Below are 14,626 nucleotides of genomic sequence, written 5' to 3'. Positions count from 1 at the left end.
GACAGGTGGACAGCTACGAGTGGAACAAGATTGCCGGCTGGGTGCTGGCGGCCGCCATTTCCGTTCTGGGCCTGTCGATCCTGACTGGCTACATGTTCCCCACCCACGGGCCGGAAAAGCCGGCCTTCGTGGTGGAAGGCGTTGAAGCCGAGGGCGAAGCTGCCGGCGGCGCGGCCGCGGCGGACAAGCCGATCGAATTCTACCTCGCCTCGGCCGACGTCGCGAAGGGCGAAGCGCAGTTCAAGAAGTGTGCTTCGTGCCACACGATCGACAAGGGCGGCGCGGCCGGCATCGGCCCCAATCTTTATGGCATCGTGGGCGCATCCCATGCCCATTCCAGCGGCTTCGGCTATTCCGACGCCATGAAGGCCGTATCCGACAAGAAGTGGGACTGGAAGGCCCTGTCCGAATGGATCGCCAACCCCAAGAAGGCGATTCCCGGCAACAAGATGAGCTTCGCGGGCATCAGCAAGCCGGAAGACCGCGCCAACCTGATCGCCTTCCTCAACAGCAAGAGCGACAGCCCGCTTCCCGCGCCTGCCATGCCCGCCGAAGAGCCTGCACCGGCCGCTGATGCGGCGGCTGCCCCGGCAGACGCGTCCGCAGCGCCGGCAGCTGCGGCGCCGGCCGCCGATGCGGCTGCCGCACCGGCTGCACCGGCAAAGTCCTGAACAACCCGGGCCAGACTAATTCGGCCCTGACATCTTCCGATTTCAAGGAGGCCGCTTTGTGCGGCCTCTTTTCATTGCTGCGCAGCCCGTTACGCCTGCACGCATGTTCCGGTTGACCCTGCTTGCCGCTTCGGCGGTTTCCGCACTTCTGATCGGCTGTTCATCCGGCGGAGGCGGCGGCACGCCGGCTGCGCCTGCGCCGACACCCACGCCGGCCCCCACCCCTTCCCCGACGCCAACAGGCTGCACCCTGCGGGAACGGCAGAATTGGGCCGCAACGCAACTTGCCGAATGGTATCTGTTTCCTGACACGCTGCCGGCCGCTCCAAACCCGGCGGCCTATTCCAGCGTTGCGGACTATGTGGATTCGCTGACAGCAACGGCACGCTTGCAGGGCAAGGATCGTCAATTCACCTATGTCACGTCGATTGCAGAGGAAAATGCCTATTACGAGTCCGGCTCCACGGCCGGGCTGGGCATCCGCCTGAAGATCGTTGGCGACGAGGCCTGGATCCTCGACGTGTTCGAGGGATCCCCCGCGGCCGCGACGAAGCTGGAACGCGGCTCGCAGATCCTGGCGATCGGGAACAGCCCTTCCGACATGCGGGATGTCGGCGAGATCCTGCGGAACGAAGGTGAAGAGGGACTCTATGCGGCGTTGGGGCCTTCGACGCCCGGTGTGACCCGGACGATCCGATACAGCTGGAATGTCCTTCATGGCGCAATCCAGGAAACCGAAACGCTGACGAAGGCGAACTATGCCATAGAGCCGGTGCCTTCCCGCTACGGCGTGCAGATCATCGACCCCTACGGCAATGATCCGATCGGCTATCTGCACCTCAGGACATTCATCAGCACGGCAACCCCGCAGCTGAGATCGGCATTCGCGCAATTCCGTTCCCGGGGGGTTGACAAGGTGATCGTGGATCTTCGCTACAATGGCGGAGGGCTTGTCAGCGTCGCGGAACTGCTTGCGGATCTGCTGGGCGGCGCCCGCACCCCGATGGATGTGCAGAACTACACCGTCTTTCGGGCGTCGAAGTCCGCTTATGACGAAACGCGGCGGTTCAGGGCCGAATCCGGTTCGGTCGCGCCGATGCGGGTGGCATTCATCGTGACCGGGGCCAGCGCATCCGCGAGTGAGATGGTCATCAACAGCATGACGCCCTGGTTGAAAGAGAACAGCGCGATCATCGGCGCCAACACCTATGGCAAACCGGTCGGCCAGATCGCCGTGGACCGTGCCGCCTGCGACGACAGACTGCGGATCGTTGCCTTCGCCACGCAGAATGCCGATCGTCAGGGCGATTATTACAACGGCCTGGCCGGCAAGACCGGCGCGAGCTGCGCGGCCATCGACGACAGCCGACTGCCCATGGGAAATCCGCAGGAACAGTCGACGGAACGCGCCATCTGGTTCCTGCGCGGCCAGCATCAGAGCCTGAACTGCCCGCCCATCGAGCCGGTGGCGCGCGCGATGTCCGCCGGCGACGCCCGGCCGGCGGCGCTGCGGGCCACGACCGCCCAGCGGGAGAATCCGGGTCTGTTCTAGGCGGCCTTCGCCGTCTCAGCCGCGTGGCGGCAGACGAAATCCCAGGCCTCGTCCGCTGTTTCCATGAAGTGGAACAGTTCAAGATCGCGCGGGGATATCACGCCTTCGTCCGCAAGGGACTGGAAGTTGACGACATTTTCCCAGAACGCCTTGCCGAACAACAGGATCGGGATGCGCGCCATCTTGCCGGTCTGCACCAGCGTCAGCAGTTCGAACAGTTCGTCGAACGTGCCGAACCCGCCGGGGAACACCGCAACCGCGCGCGCCCGCATCAGGAAGTGCATCTTCCTCAGCGCGAAATAGTGGAACTGGAAGCTGAGGCCCGGCGTGACATAGGCATTGGGCAGCTGCTCGTGGGGGAGGATGATGTTGAGCCCCACGGAAATCCCGCCGGCCTCGTGCGCGCCGCGGTTGGCGGCTTCCATGATGGAAGGGCCGCCGCCCGAACAGACGACATAGTCGCGCGGTCCGCCGACGTTGCAGTCCCGGCAAGAGGCAAGATAGGCAAGCTTGCGCGCCTCCTCATAGTATCGGGACTTGGCGACAAGCCGTTCGACGACAGCCTTGCGTTCGGGGGTGTCCGCGCCTGCCAGCAGGTCCGCAGCCTCTTCCGGGGAGGGGATCCGCGCCGAGCCGTAGAACACGAAGGTGGAGGCGATCCCGGCTTCCGTGAGAAGAAGTTCGGGCTTCAGCAGCTCCAGCTGGAAGCGCACCGGGCGAAGCTCGTCCCGGAGCAGGAAATCATGATCCTGGAACGCCAGGCGGTAAGCGGGATGTTCCGTTTGCGCCGTGGGGGTCGGGTGGGCCGCGAAGTCCGCCTCGCGGGACGCCGGCTTGAACGGCGTGTGCATCACTTCCTTTTTCATTGCCATCCAACATAATCAGGTGGGCAGCGGATTTCCACACCCCGATCTCCGGCATCCGCAGGCGCCGTGCGGGTCTGCCGGGCAGGGCCGCCGCTCTTTTCCTTGACCTGACACAATTCACCTCTATGAGCGGCAGCGGGCCACGCCGCCCCAACGCGGCGCGCGCTCTCTGAGAGGAGAGAATATGACTGCAAAGCCAACCGCCGTGCGCGGAGCGCACAAACCTGCGACTCGCCCCGCGCGTGCACATTTTTCATCCGGTCCCTGCGCCAAGCGCCCCGGATATGATCTTTCAGCCCTCCCCACGGACAGCCTCGGGCGCTCTCACCGCGCCAGGATCGGCAAGTCGCGCCTGAAGGACGCCATCGAGCGGACGCGTGCGATCCTGGGCGTTCCGGCCGACTATCGAATCGGCATCGTCCCCGCATCCGACACCGGCGCTTACGAGATGGCGATGTGGAGCCTGCTGGGCGCCCGCCCCGTGACGGCGATTGCCTGGGAAAGCTTCGGCGAAGGCTGGGTGACGGACGCGGTGAAGCAGCTGAAGCTGAACCCCACCGTCCTCAAGGCCGATTACGGCATGCTGCCTGATCTCTCGGTTGTTGATCAGGCGTCTGACATTCTCTTCACCTGGAACGGCACCACGTCCGGCGTGCGGGTTCCGGATGCGGACTGGATTTCCGATGCGCGCGAAGGGCTGACGCTGTGCGACGCAACCAGCGCCGCCTTCGCGCAGGATCTGCCATTCGCGAAACTCGATGTGGTGACCTTCAGCTGGCAGAAGGTGCTGGGCGGCGAAGGCGCGCACGGCATCCTCATTCTTTCGCCCCGGGCGGTCGCCCGGCTGGAAAGCCACACCCCCGCCTGGCCGATGCCCAAGATCTTCCGGCTGACAAAGGGCGGAAAGCTGATCGAAGGCATTTTCGAGGGCGAGACGATCAACACCCCGTCCATGCTGGCGGTGGAGGATTATCTGGACGCCCTGCGCTGGGCCGAATCCATCGGCGGCCTCCCTGCCCTGTTCGCCCGCGCGGACGCCAACGCCGCCGCGCTGAATGGCTGGGTGGATCGCACGCCCTGGGCTTCGAACCTTGCGGCCGATCCGGCCACCCGCTCGAACACCTCGGTCTGCATCCGGATCGACGGGCCGGCGGACCTGCCCAAGGCGATGGCCTCCCTCCTCGAGAAGGAAGGCGTCGCGTTCGACATCAACGGCTATCGGGACGCCCCGCCGTCCCTGCGCATCTGGTGCGGCGCAACCGTCGACACCGCCGATATCGAAGCCCTGATTCCCTGGCTCGACTGGGCCTATGCCACCGCGAAGGAGGCCTGAAGACATGCCCGACACAAAACCCCCGCGGGTGCTGATTTCCGACAAGATGTCCCCCAAAGCCGCCGAGATCTTCCGCGCCCGCGGGATCGAGGTGGACGAGAAGCCGGGCCTGACGAAGGACGAGCTGATCGCCATCATCGGCGACTATGACGGGCTCGCCATCCGTTCCTCCACCAAGGCAACGGCCCCGCTGCTGGATGCGGCGAAGCGACTGAAGGTGATCGGCCGCGCCGGCATCGGCGTGGACAATGTGGACGTGCCCGCCGCCACCGCGCGCGGCATCGTGGTGATGAACACACCGTTCGGCAACAGCATCACCACGGCCGAACATGCCATCGCGCTCATGTTCGCCCTCGCCCGCCAGTTGCCAGAGGCAGACGCCTCCACCCAGGCCGGCAAGTGGGAAAAGAACCGCTTCATGGGGGTGGAAGTCACCTCCAAGGTGCTGGGCCTCATCGGCTGCGGCAACATCGGCTCCATCGTGGCGGAACGCGGGCTTGGGCTGAAGATGAAGGTGATCGCCTTCGATCCCTTCCTCACGCCCGAGCGCGCGCAGGACATCGGCGTTGAGAAGGTGACGCTGGACGAATTGCTGGCCAAGGCGGACTTCATCACGCTGCACACCCCGCTGACGGACAGCACGCGCAACATCCTCTCTGCCGAAAATCTGGCGAAGACGAAGAAGGGCGTGCGCATCATCAACTGTGCGCGGGGCGGCCTGATCGACGAGGCCGCGCTGAAGGCGGGGCTCGATTCCGGCCATATCGCAGGCGCTGCGCTGGACGTTTTCGTGGAAGAGCCCGCGACGACGAGCCCGCTGTTCGGCACCCCCAATTTCATCTCAACCCCGCACCTCGGCGCCTCCACCGACGAAGCGCAGGTGAATGTGGCGATCCAGGTGGCCGAGCAGATGTCAGACTTCCTGCTGACAGGCGGCGTCACCAACGCGCTGAACATGCCCAGCCTTTCGGCGGAAGATGCGCCGAAGCTGAAACCCTATATGGCTCTGGCGGAGCATCTGGGCCATCTGATCGGCCAGCTGACGGGCGATGAAATCCGCGCCGTCACGGTGGAGGTCGAGGGCGCGGCCGCCCAGCTCAACATCAAGCCGATCACCGGCGCGGTGCTGGCAGGCCTGATGCGCACCTTCAGCGACACGGTGAACATGGTGAACGCCCCCACCATGGCGCGGGATCGCAACATCGAGGTCGCCGAAGTCCGGCACGAGCGCGACACCGACTATCAGACGCTGGTTCGGGTGAAGGTGAAGTCGCCGGCCGGCGAGCGCTCTGTCGCGGGCACCCTGTTCGGGGCGGCGCAGCCGCGCCTCATCGAGATCTTCGGCATCAAGGTGGAGGCGGATTTCGCGCCCCGGATGTTGTTCATCATCAACGAGGACAAGCCGGGCTTCATCGGCCGGCTGGGCACGCGACTGGGCGAGGCCGGCGTGAACATCGGCACCTTCCACCTGGGCCGCCGCGACGCGGGCGCTGAGGCGATCCTGCTGCTGTCGCTCGATTCGGCCGTCGACGAGGCCACCCTGCAGGACATCTGCCGCCTGCCGGGCGTGAAGACCGTGAAGGCGCTGAAGTTCGGGTGACGGACTGCCCTGCATATCCGGCCTCGGGCCCGACGGCTGCTCTTCTGCCATCCGGCTTCCGCGACCGGCTTCCGCCGGCGGCGGAAGCCGCGTCAGCCCTCACGCGCATCGTCGTCGACAGCTTCGCGGCGCGCGGTTACGCTCGCGTTTCGCCCCCGCTAGTCGAACATGAAGCCTCGCTGGCCTGCTGGCTGGGCAAGCCGCTGGGCGGCGCCTTGTTCCGCACCTCAGACCCTGCCACCGGCGAAGGGCTCGCCCTTCGCCCGGACATCACCGGCCAGATCGCGCGGATCGCCGCGACCCGGCTGGCGGATGCGCCACGCCCCTTGCGCCTCGCCTATGCGGGGCCCGTGTTGCGCGCACGCGCCGGGCAGCTGGATCCCGCGCGGGAACTGACGCAGGCGGGCGCCGAGCTGATCGGCAGCGACAGCGTGGCGGCACTCGCCGAACTGGTGACGACGGCGCTGGAAGCGCTGGCGGCTGCCGGCGTCAGCGACTTGTCCGTGGATCTGACCACCCCTGATCTGGTGCCCGAACTGGCCGCCGGGCAATGGCCCGTAGCCGACATCGATTCGCTGCTGGCTGCGCTGGACGGCAAGGACTGGGGCGCGCTGGGCACCCCGGAGGCGGAGCAATACCGCCAGTTGCTGGATCTGGCCGGCGGGGTGGAAACCGCCCTGCCCCGTCTTGCGGGGATCGCCCCCGCCCTTGCCATTGAGCTGACTGCCCTGGTGCGCGCACTGCCGAACGTCAGGGTCACGCTGGATCCAACGGAACGGCATGGATTCGAATATCATAGCTGGGTGGGCTTTTCCTTGTTCGGCAGCGCCGGCGGCCGCCCCTTTGCCACCGAGATCGGGCGCGGCGGCGCCTATCGCGTGCGCCACCCCGATGGCAGCGAGGAACGGGCCGCGGGCGTTTCGCTCTATGTGGACACCCTCGTCGATGCGGGGCTGGGCATCCTGCCAGGCCGGCGGCTGTTCCTGCCGCTGGGCACCGATCCGCAGGTGGCGGCGCGGCTGCGGGCCGAAGGCTGGGCGACGGTGCAGGGCCTGTGCGAGATGGATTCGTCCGAAGGCTGCACGCATGTCTGGAACGGGCGCGAAGCAGTCGCTAAGGGCTGACCCGAAAGGAATTCGTCTTGGCGAACGTGGTCGTGATCGGCGCCCAATGGGGTGACGAGGGGAAAGGCAAGATCGTCGACTGGCTGTCGGCGCGGGCCGATGTGGTGGTGCGATTCCAGGGCGGCCACAATGCCGGGCATACGCTCGTCGTCGGCGAACAGGTCTACAAGCTTTCCCTCCTGCCGTCCGGAATCGTCCGCGGCACGCTTTCCCTTATCGGCAACGGCGTGGTTCTGGACCCATGGGCGCTGAAAGATGAAATGGCGCGTCTGCGCACGCAGGGCGTGCAGATCACGCCGGAAAAGCTGATGGTGGCGGACAACTGCCCGTTGATCCTTCCTTTCCACCGCGATCTCGACGCCCTGCGTGAGGACGCCAGCGGCGCGGGCAAGATCGGCACAACCCGGCGCGGCATCGGCCCCGCCTATGAGGACAAGGTCGGCCGCCGGGCGCTGCGCGTTTGCGACCTTGCCGATCTGGACAATGCCGCGCCGCAGATCGACAGGCTGCTGGCGCACCACAATGCGCTGCGCGCCGGCTTCGGTGTGGAACCGATCGACCGTGAGGCGCTGCTTACGGAGCTTCGCGCCATCGCACCCGACATCCTGCCCTTTGCCGCGCCCGTGTGGCTCACGCTGGCGGCCAAGCGGCGGCAGCGCGCGCGCATCCTGTTCGAAGGCGCGCAGGGCGTGCTGCTGGATGTCGATCATGGCACCTATCCCTTCGTCACCTCCTCCAACGTCGTGGCGGGGCAGGCCGCGGCCGGCTCGGGCATGGGCCCCGGCGCCATCAACTATGTGTTGGGGATCGTGAAGGCCTACACCACCCGCGTGGGATCGGGCCCCTTCCCCACCGAACTGTCGGACGCGACCGGCGAACGGCTGGGCGAGCGGGGCCGGGAATTCGGCACCGTAACCGGGCGCAAGCGCCGCTGCGGCTGGTTCGATGCAGCGCTGGTGAAGCAGTCCATCGCGCTGTCGGGCGTGGACGGCATCGCGCTGACCAAGCTGGACGTGCTGGACGGGTTCGAGGAACTGCTGGTCTGCACCGGCTATGAGGTGAACGGCCGCACGCTGGACTATCTGCCCTCCAGCGCGGCGGAACAGGCAGCCGCGAAGCCCGTCTATGAACGTTTCGAAGGCTGGCAGGAAAGCACGCAGGGCGCGCGCAGCTGGGCGGACCTGCCGGCGGCGGCGATCAAATATATCCGCCGCATCGAGGAACTGATCGACTGCCCAGTCGCTCTCGTCAGCACCAGCCCCGAGCGGGACGATACGATCCTCGTCAGGGATCCGTTCCGGGACTGACGGGCGGCTTCGCCGCCTTCAGCGCATCCAGGATCGCCTGAACGACCGCCTGCGGCTGGTCGATCATGATCATGTGGCCGGAACCGGGAACCAGCCGCGCCTCGCCCTTCGTGGACAGGGTGGTGAGTGGGTCCGCGAAGGGCCCGGCCGGCTGCTCCTGACCGGGCTGTGGCGACGGGGCGGGGCGCAGAACGATCAGCGGCACAGACAGACTGCCCGGCCCCTGATCGGCAAGGCCCGAGGAGGTCGTGCCGCCGACGGATTCGATCTCGGACAGCCGGGCTTCCCAACGGGCGAGCGCGACGGCCCGATCCGCCCCCTTGCAGCGGCCGAGATCGGGCCTGTCGGGCGGAAACGTATCTGCCTTCAGCGCCTCCACGCAGTTGCGCGACCGGGTAGCCAGCGCCGCGAAGCTGCCGGGCGCGGAAAGACCCGTCGGGTCGACAAGCACGAGCGCGGCGACATCCGGCGGAAATGCGCGCGCGAAATGGCGCATGTTGAGCCCGCCCAGCGAATGGCCGACGAGCACCCAGGGGCCCGGCAGGGCGGCCGCCTTCAGCGCGGCGTGCAGATCCGCCGCAACGGCCGCGCCGTCCCGAGGCAGCGGGCCCGGGCTGCTTGATCCCTGCCCCGCCCTGTCGGACGCGCAGGCCCTCACCTCCGGCGGCAGCTGAGACATCACCCGTCGCCAGACCCGGCTGTCCGCCGCCCAGCCGCTGTCGAACACAACCACCGGGCCTTGCCCCCCCTGGCAGTAGAGGTTCAGGATTCGGCCGTCCGGCAGGGTGACGGCCCGATCCTCCGGCGCGGCGCAGGCCGCCGTGCCGAGCGCAAGACAAAGGGCCGCGAACAGGTTGGGGGCGCGTCGCATGGCCAATGGGGGTGCCAATCCTTGCGGCAGGTTGCAAGCGGCGCGCGCGGGGCCTAACCGCCAGCGCATGTCAACACCCGGCTCCACCCCGCTGTCCCGCCTGATCCACCTCCTCGATGTGGAGGAGATCGAAGTCGACCTCTATCGCGGCGCCAACACCGACGCCGGCTGGGTGCGGGTTTATGGCGGTCAGGTGGTGGCGCAGGCGCTTGCCGCCGCCCAGCGCACCGTGGCCGAAGACAGGCCGGTGCATTCGCTGCACAGCTATTTCATCCGCCCCGGGGAACCGCGAATTCCCATCCTCTACAAGGTGGACCGCGAGCGCGACGGGGCGAGCTTCACCACAAGGCGCGTCACCGCCATCCAGCACGGCCGGGCCATCTTCTCGCTGGCGGCCAGCTTCCAGCTGGTCGAGCCGGGGCTGACCCACCAGGACAGCATGCCCGCAGTGAAGGGCCCGGAAGGCCTGCTGAACGACGCCGAACTGCACGCCCTTGCCGGCGACCGCATCCCCGAACCCTTCCGCACCATCTGGGCGGAACGGGATCGCCCGTTCGAGTTCCGGGCTGTTCAGCGGCACAATCCGTTCAAGCCGAAGCCGACCGAACCCGTCGCCCACAACTGGTTCCGGGCAGACGGGGACGTGCCGGAAGGCCAGGCGCTGCGGGCGGCCATCTTCGCCTATGCGACAGACATGACCCTGCTGGACACCTGCACCCTGCCCCATGGTGTGGCCTGGACCGATCCGAAGCTTCAGGCCGCGAGCCTTGATCACGCCATCTGGTTCCATCACCAGCCCGATCCTTCGGCCTGGCACCTCTTCGATCAGGCCAGCCCGGCCGCTTCAGGCGGGCGCGGGCTGAACATCGGGAAAATCTATCGGCAGGATGGACTGCTGGTGGCCACCGTCGTCCAGGAAGGACTGATCCGCTACAGGCGCTGAGCCGTGGCGACCAGCGCAAGCCGGATTCGGCGCAGTTCCCCGATTTCGGCCTGAACGCCGGCCTTGTCGCCTGCCCGTGCCTTCAGCAGCATGCGCTGGGCAAGCTCCGCGGCCGGCCCCCCGTGGGGCGACCAGGCCAGCGGCTGCAGCACCTGCGCGGCCTCTGCCAGCCTGCCTGCGTTGGAAAGGGCGAGCGCGGTATCCAGCACCACATCCGTCACCTGCGGCGCAAGGCCATAGGCCTTCAGCAGCGCGGCCATTGCATCGTCGGGCATCGGCCTTGTCTGGCTGCGATACAGGCGGGCATAGGAATGGAGCGTGCGCCAATCCTGCGGGTCGGCATTCCAGGCGCGCAGCAGATAGCGGCGCGCTACTTCTCTGTCTCCCTTCGGATCCACCATCCGCGCCGCCTGGGCCCGCCAGCGCAGCAGATCCGCGTCGCGCGGGAACTGATCGATCTGGGCATCCAGCAGCTCAGCCGCCACAGACGGCGAACCCAGCATCAGTTCCCCAAGCGCGAGCGCCCGTGCAGACAGGGCATCACCGGGATACCGCCCGGCGCGGGCGCGCAGGTCAGCCAGCGCCTCCGCACGGCGGGCGGGCGGCACGCCATGTTCCACCGCGACCATCGGCAACAGCAGATCCGAAGCGGAGGGCGGCAGTTCCGAAACGGTCACCTTCACGGCCTGCCCACCGGCCCGATCGAAGCGGGAAAAGGTCGCTTCCCGAAGCACATAGGTCCTGAGCCGTTCCTGGAACGCGCGAAAATCCGGATCGACATGGGTGCGGAAGGCCGCGACCGGGTCCGCGCCCGCCGCATAGGCCTTCAGATAGGCAGCAAGCTTCTCCCGCATGCCCGGCGCCCGGAACAGGTAATGGGTCAGCAACCAGCTCTGCGCATAGAAGATCGCGGACTGGCTACCCCGCAGCAGGGCCGGATCGCGGGCCAGCAGCGATTCCAGCGGGATCCACCGGGCCTGTGAAAGGGCAGCCGCGCGGATCGGACTTGCCTCCCCATATTCGATGCGGTCGTCGCGGAAACGCGCGGTGGAGAAATATTCCGCGAACCCTTCGACATACCAGGCGGGATAGGCGGTGCGGCTCGCGCCCAGCAGGAAGTGGTGCGCATATTCGTGCAGCAGCAGCGCCTGCGCCAGGCCCGAGGACTGGCTGCCTCGCACCTCTTCGAGGGCGATAGCCGAAATGCGGCCCGGGCTGGCCCGGTAGAAGCCGGACACATTGGCCCCCACCGGCTGCCACGGACTGGCGGACTGGATGTCCGGCACAAGGAACACATCCAGCCGGGGCGCATCGCGTGGAAGATCCCGCCCCGTGGCGCGGACAAGCAGCTGGTGGAAATCCTCCAGCAGAAGGGCGCGGGATTCAAGCGCGCGCGCCGGCATGTCGGCATGAACCCGGAACCGCCCGGTTTCCGCGACCTTCCAGCCGGCGAAGAGCGGTGCAGGCAGCAGCAGGCAGAGAATGGCAATCAGAAAGCGCACGCGAAACCTACCGCCTGACCATGGTGAACCAAGGGTAACCCTGACGCCGCATCGGCGAAAGCCGCCCATTCCCTGTGAAGTGTGAAGCAGTGTGACGGCTGCCAGACAGCCGGCCGAGATGGCGCTGGCGATCGACAGGGCCATGCGCAAGGCAGCAAACGCAACACACGCCATCTGCCGACAGGAACGGATTGGCTGAGCTTTTGGGCTATTTCGGGGGCTTTTCCATCGCCAGTGCCCGCAATGTCCGGATCGTGTCCGCCTCGGCCGCCGGCTTATCTGTGCGGATGTGGGCGATGCGGGGAAAGCGCATGGCCAAGCCGGACTTGTGGCGGCTGGACGGCCCGATGGCGTCGAAGGCGACTTCCAGCACCAGCGACTTCGCCACCTCGCGCACGGGGCCGAAGCGGTTGATGCTGTGGCCGCGAACCCACTGATCCAGCCATTTCAGCTCTGCATCGGTGAAGCCGAAATAGGCCTTGCCAACGGGGAGGAGAACGCCCTCATCGCTCCAGGCTCCGAAGGTGAAGTCCGAATAGAAACTGGATCGCTTTCCGTGGCCACGCTGCGCGTACATCAGCACGCAATCGGCCCTCAGCGCCTCGCGCTTCCACTTGTACCATAGGCCCGCCCGGCGGCCCGCCACATAGGGGCTGTCACGACGTTTCAACATCAGGCCCTCGATCGCCGGATGGGGCGGATCCGCCCGCAGCGCCGCGAGTTCGGAGAGACTGGCCGCCGGCACATCGGGCGAAAGATCGAAGCGCAGGGGATCGAGATCCGCCACCACCGCCGCCATGCGGGCCCGGCGCAAGGCAAGCGGCTGGCCGCGCAGATCCTCGCTCCCCTCGAACAGAAGATCATAGCAGCGAAGGAATACGGGATATTCGGCCAGCATCCGCGGGCTGACCGTCTTTCGCCCGAGGCGCTGCTTAAGCGCGTTGAAACTGCCCACGCCGCCATCCGGCGCCCGCACCAGCAGTTCGCCATCCAGAACAGCGTCAGCCGACAGAGCGGAAGCGATTTCCGGGAAAGTCGCCGAAATGTCGTTGCCGTCGCGCGAATAAAGCCTGGCGGCCCCCGCCACACGCACGGCCATCGCGCGAATTCCATCCCACTTCCACTCAGCCGCAAAGGCATTCACGTCGAGCGACTCCGGCGCCTCCAGCGGGTGGGCCAACATGAAGGGACGGAATAGCGGCCGGGCGGCGGGATCAGGCCGTTCGCCACGCCCCTCGGCCCAGGCGAACAGCTCGGCAAAGGGCGGCCGGATCCCGTGCCACAGCTCTTCCACATCCTCCACGGAAACACCGAAGGCCTGCGCGAACGCAAGACGCGACAGCCGGGCCCCTGCACCCACGCGAAGATTGCCGGTCGCCAGCTTCAGAAGCGCGTAGCGCGCCGGCGCATCCAGCCTGTCCAGCAGGTCGGCCAGGGCAACCGGCGCTTCGGCGCGGCCCACGGACCGCAGCCGATCCACCACGTCGGCAAGGCCGTGCGGATCCCCGCCAGCCCCCTCCCACAGCAGCGACACGGTTTCCGCCAGGTCGCCCACATAATCGTAAGACAGCCGGAACAGCTCCGGATCGACCCGTGTCTCGATCAGGGCGCGGACAAGGGCTGGCTTCACCGACGGCAGATCAAGCGCGCCCGTCAGCGCTGCGAGGCCCCAGCCCCTGTCCGGGTCGGGCGTATGCGTCAGCCAGTCGGCGATCAGCTTCAGCCTGGCGTTCCGGCCACTGGTCCAGGACAGACCGTCGATCAGGTCCGCGAAACCGGACAGCCCCCGCATGGATCCAGCGGGCGCGGCTGGCGCGGCGTCAGTCATCCTCATCCTCGCGGCCCACGAGATGCAGTGCCCGGGCATCGATCTGGCGCAGGCTGCACCAGCGCACCAGCGCATCGTCGCGTCCGTGGGTCACCCACAGGGCCTTCGGGCGAAGCTCTGCGATGGTCGCGGTCAGTTCGTCCCAATCGGCATGGTCGGAAATCACCAGCGGCAGTTCCACATCGCGCTGGCGCGCGCGGGCCCGCACCCGCATCCAGCCCGACGCCATCGCCGTGATCGGATCGGGCAACCGCCGGCTCCAGCGATCCTGCAGGGCGGATGGCGGCGCGATCACGATCTGCCCGCGCAGTTCTGCCGGCGGAACATCGGCTGCGGGGCGCAGTTCGCCCAGTTCGATTCCATGCGCCTGATAAAGCGCCATCAGCCGCAGCATCGCGCCATGCAGATACACAGGAGCCAGGTATCCGGCCGCCCGAAGCAGCGCCACAAGCCGCTGCGCCTTTCCCAGGGCATAGGCGCCGATCAGCAGGCAGCGATCCCCGTTGGCCGCCAGCATTGCCAGCGCCCGCGCCACCTCGGCTTCGGCAGGCGGATGGCGGAAGACGGGCAACGCGAAGGTCGCCTCGGTCACGAAGATGTCGCACGGGACAGGCTCGAACGGCGCACAGGTCGGGTCGGGCCGACGCTTGTAATCTCCCGACACCACCACAACCACGCCGTCCCGTTCCAGCCGGACCTGGGCCGACCCGAGCACATGGCCGGCCGGATGCAGGCTGATGCGAACGCCGCCCATCTCGAACGTCTCGCCATAGGGCAGCGGGCAGCCGCCCGGCTGAGGACCGTAACGCTCCGCCATGATGGCAAGGGTGGGCGCCGTCGCCCGGATTTCGCCATGGCCGGCACGCGCATGATCGGAATGTCCGTGAGTGATGATGGCCCGCTGAACCGGACCCGCCGGATCGATCCAGGCATCGGCCGTGGGCAGGTACAGCCCTTCGGGGCGGGGCTGGATCCAGGTCAGCACATCCGGTGCCATCCGCCCCAGATAGGACGGCTGCGGCCAAAGCT

General features: G+C 67.2%; 12 protein-coding genes. 7 read left to right on the top strand and 5 right to left on the bottom strand.

Going from position 1 to position 14,626, the window contains the following annotated elements:
- Positions 1-5 precede the first annotated feature (5 nt).
- Both ACW9TV_RS08845 and ACW9TV_RS08840 read left to right on the top strand, forming a co-directional pair.
- Complete coding sequence (locus tag ACW9TV_RS08845; RefSeq protein WP_494303116.1) at positions 6-671, top strand: c-type cytochrome; 666 nt, start codon at positions 6-8, stop codon at positions 669-671.
- A gap of 103 nt (positions 672-774) precedes the next feature.
- Entirely contained in the window at positions 775-2,223 is a 1,449-nt protein-coding gene (locus tag ACW9TV_RS08840; RefSeq protein ID WP_494303115.1) for a S41 family peptidase, read from the top strand.
- Here ACW9TV_RS08840 and ACW9TV_RS08835 read toward each other — a convergent pair.
- Positions 2,220-3,095 (bottom strand): LOG family protein, encoded by an 876-nt coding sequence (locus tag ACW9TV_RS08835; RefSeq protein WP_494303114.1) that lies wholly within the window; start codon positions 3,093-3,095, stop codon positions 2,220-2,222. The two genes, ACW9TV_RS08840 and ACW9TV_RS08835, sit on opposite strands and share 4 nt — an antisense overlap.
- Positions 3,096-3,273: 178 nt before the next feature.
- On the opposite strand from ACW9TV_RS08835, the gene ACW9TV_RS08830 reads away from it, so the two are divergent.
- The 4 genes from ACW9TV_RS08830 to ACW9TV_RS08815 are packed head-to-tail and all read left to right on the top strand — an operon-like array spanning position 3,274 to position 8,453.
- Positions 3,274-4,422, top strand: a complete 1,149-nt coding sequence (locus tag ACW9TV_RS08830; protein WP_494303113.1) for a phosphoserine transaminase — start codon at positions 3,274-3,276, stop codon at positions 4,420-4,422.
- A gap of 4 nt (positions 4,423-4,426) precedes the next feature.
- On the top strand, positions 4,427-6,022 hold the full coding sequence (gene serA / locus ACW9TV_RS08825; protein WP_494303112.1) for a phosphoglycerate dehydrogenase: 1,596 nt from the start codon (positions 4,427-4,429) through the stop codon (positions 6,020-6,022).
- On the top strand, positions 6,019-7,146 hold the full coding sequence (locus ACW9TV_RS08820; RefSeq protein ID WP_494303111.1) for an ATP phosphoribosyltransferase regulatory subunit: 1,128 nt from the start codon (positions 6,019-6,021) through the stop codon (positions 7,144-7,146). The genes serA and ACW9TV_RS08820 overlap by 4 nt, the downstream gene beginning before the upstream one ends.
- A gap of 17 nt (positions 7,147-7,163) precedes the next feature.
- Positions 7,164-8,453 carry an adenylosuccinate synthase gene (locus ACW9TV_RS08815; RefSeq protein ID WP_494303110.1) on the top strand — a complete coding sequence of 430 codons (1,290 nt, stop codon included), beginning with the start codon at positions 7,164-7,166 and terminating at the stop codon, positions 8,451-8,453.
- Here ACW9TV_RS08815 and ACW9TV_RS08810 read toward each other — a convergent pair.
- A complete protein-coding gene (locus ACW9TV_RS08810; RefSeq protein WP_494303109.1) occupies positions 8,431-9,324 on the bottom strand; it encodes an alpha/beta fold hydrolase in 894 nt (297 codons plus the stop codon). The genes ACW9TV_RS08815 and ACW9TV_RS08810 overlap by 23 nt on opposite strands.
- A 67-nt stretch (positions 9,325-9,391) precedes the next feature.
- Here ACW9TV_RS08810 and ACW9TV_RS08805 point away from each other — a divergent pair, with 67 nt between their 5' ends.
- Positions 9,392-10,267, top strand: coding sequence for an acyl-CoA thioesterase (locus ACW9TV_RS08805; RefSeq protein WP_494303108.1), 876 nt, complete (start codon positions 9,392-9,394; stop codon positions 10,265-10,267).
- Here the strand turns inward: ACW9TV_RS08805 and ACW9TV_RS08800 are convergent.
- From ACW9TV_RS08800 to ACW9TV_RS08790, 3 genes are all read right to left on the bottom strand, one after another.
- Complete coding sequence (locus tag ACW9TV_RS08800; RefSeq protein WP_494303107.1) at positions 10,255-11,769, bottom strand: hypothetical protein; 1,515 nt, start codon at positions 11,767-11,769, stop codon at positions 10,255-10,257. The genes ACW9TV_RS08805 and ACW9TV_RS08800 overlap by 13 nt on opposite strands.
- A gap of 208 nt (positions 11,770-11,977) precedes the next feature.
- Positions 11,978-13,552: a cisplatin damage response ATP-dependent DNA ligase gene (locus tag ACW9TV_RS08795; RefSeq protein ID WP_494305070.1), complete on the bottom strand. Its 1,575-nt coding sequence runs from the start codon at positions 13,550-13,552 to the stop codon at positions 11,978-11,980.
- A 37-nt stretch (positions 13,553-13,589) separates the two neighbouring features.
- Positions 13,590-14,594: a ligase-associated DNA damage response exonuclease gene (locus tag ACW9TV_RS08790; RefSeq protein ID WP_494303106.1), complete on the bottom strand. Its 1,005-nt coding sequence runs from the start codon at positions 14,592-14,594 to the stop codon at positions 13,590-13,592.
- Positions 14,595-14,626: the final 32 nt, after the last annotated feature.

It is taken from the genome of Sandaracinobacter sp. T42 (assembly GCF_059115405.1).
This window is presented reverse-complemented; position numbering and strand designations above follow the sequence as displayed.

Excerpts from the sequence above, each read along its gene's own strand:
- ACW9TV_RS08840 (WP_494303115.1), top strand. The coding sequence starts at position 775 with ATGTTCCGGTTGACCCTGCTTGCCGCTTCGGCGGTTTCCGCACTTCTG.
- ACW9TV_RS08835 (WP_494303114.1), bottom strand. The coding sequence starts at position 3,095 with ATGGCAATGAAAAAGGAAGTGATGCACACGCCGTTCAAGCCGGCGTCC.
- ACW9TV_RS08830 (WP_494303113.1), top strand. The coding sequence starts at position 3,274 with ATGACTGCAAAGCCAACCGCCGTGCGCGGAGCGCACAAACCTGCGACT.
- serA (WP_494303112.1), top strand. The coding sequence starts at position 4,427 with ATGCCCGACACAAAACCCCCGCGGGTGCTGATTTCCGACAAGATGTCC.
- ACW9TV_RS08810 (WP_494303109.1), bottom strand. The coding sequence starts at position 9,324 with ATGCGACGCGCCCCCAACCTGTTCGCGGCCCTTTGTCTTGCGCTCGGC.
- ACW9TV_RS08805 (WP_494303108.1), top strand. The coding sequence starts at position 9,392 with ATGTCAACACCCGGCTCCACCCCGCTGTCCCGCCTGATCCACCTCCTC.
- ACW9TV_RS08790 (WP_494303106.1), bottom strand. The coding sequence starts at position 14,594 with ATGGCACCGGATGTGCTGACCTGGATCCAGCCCCGCCCCGAAGGGCTG.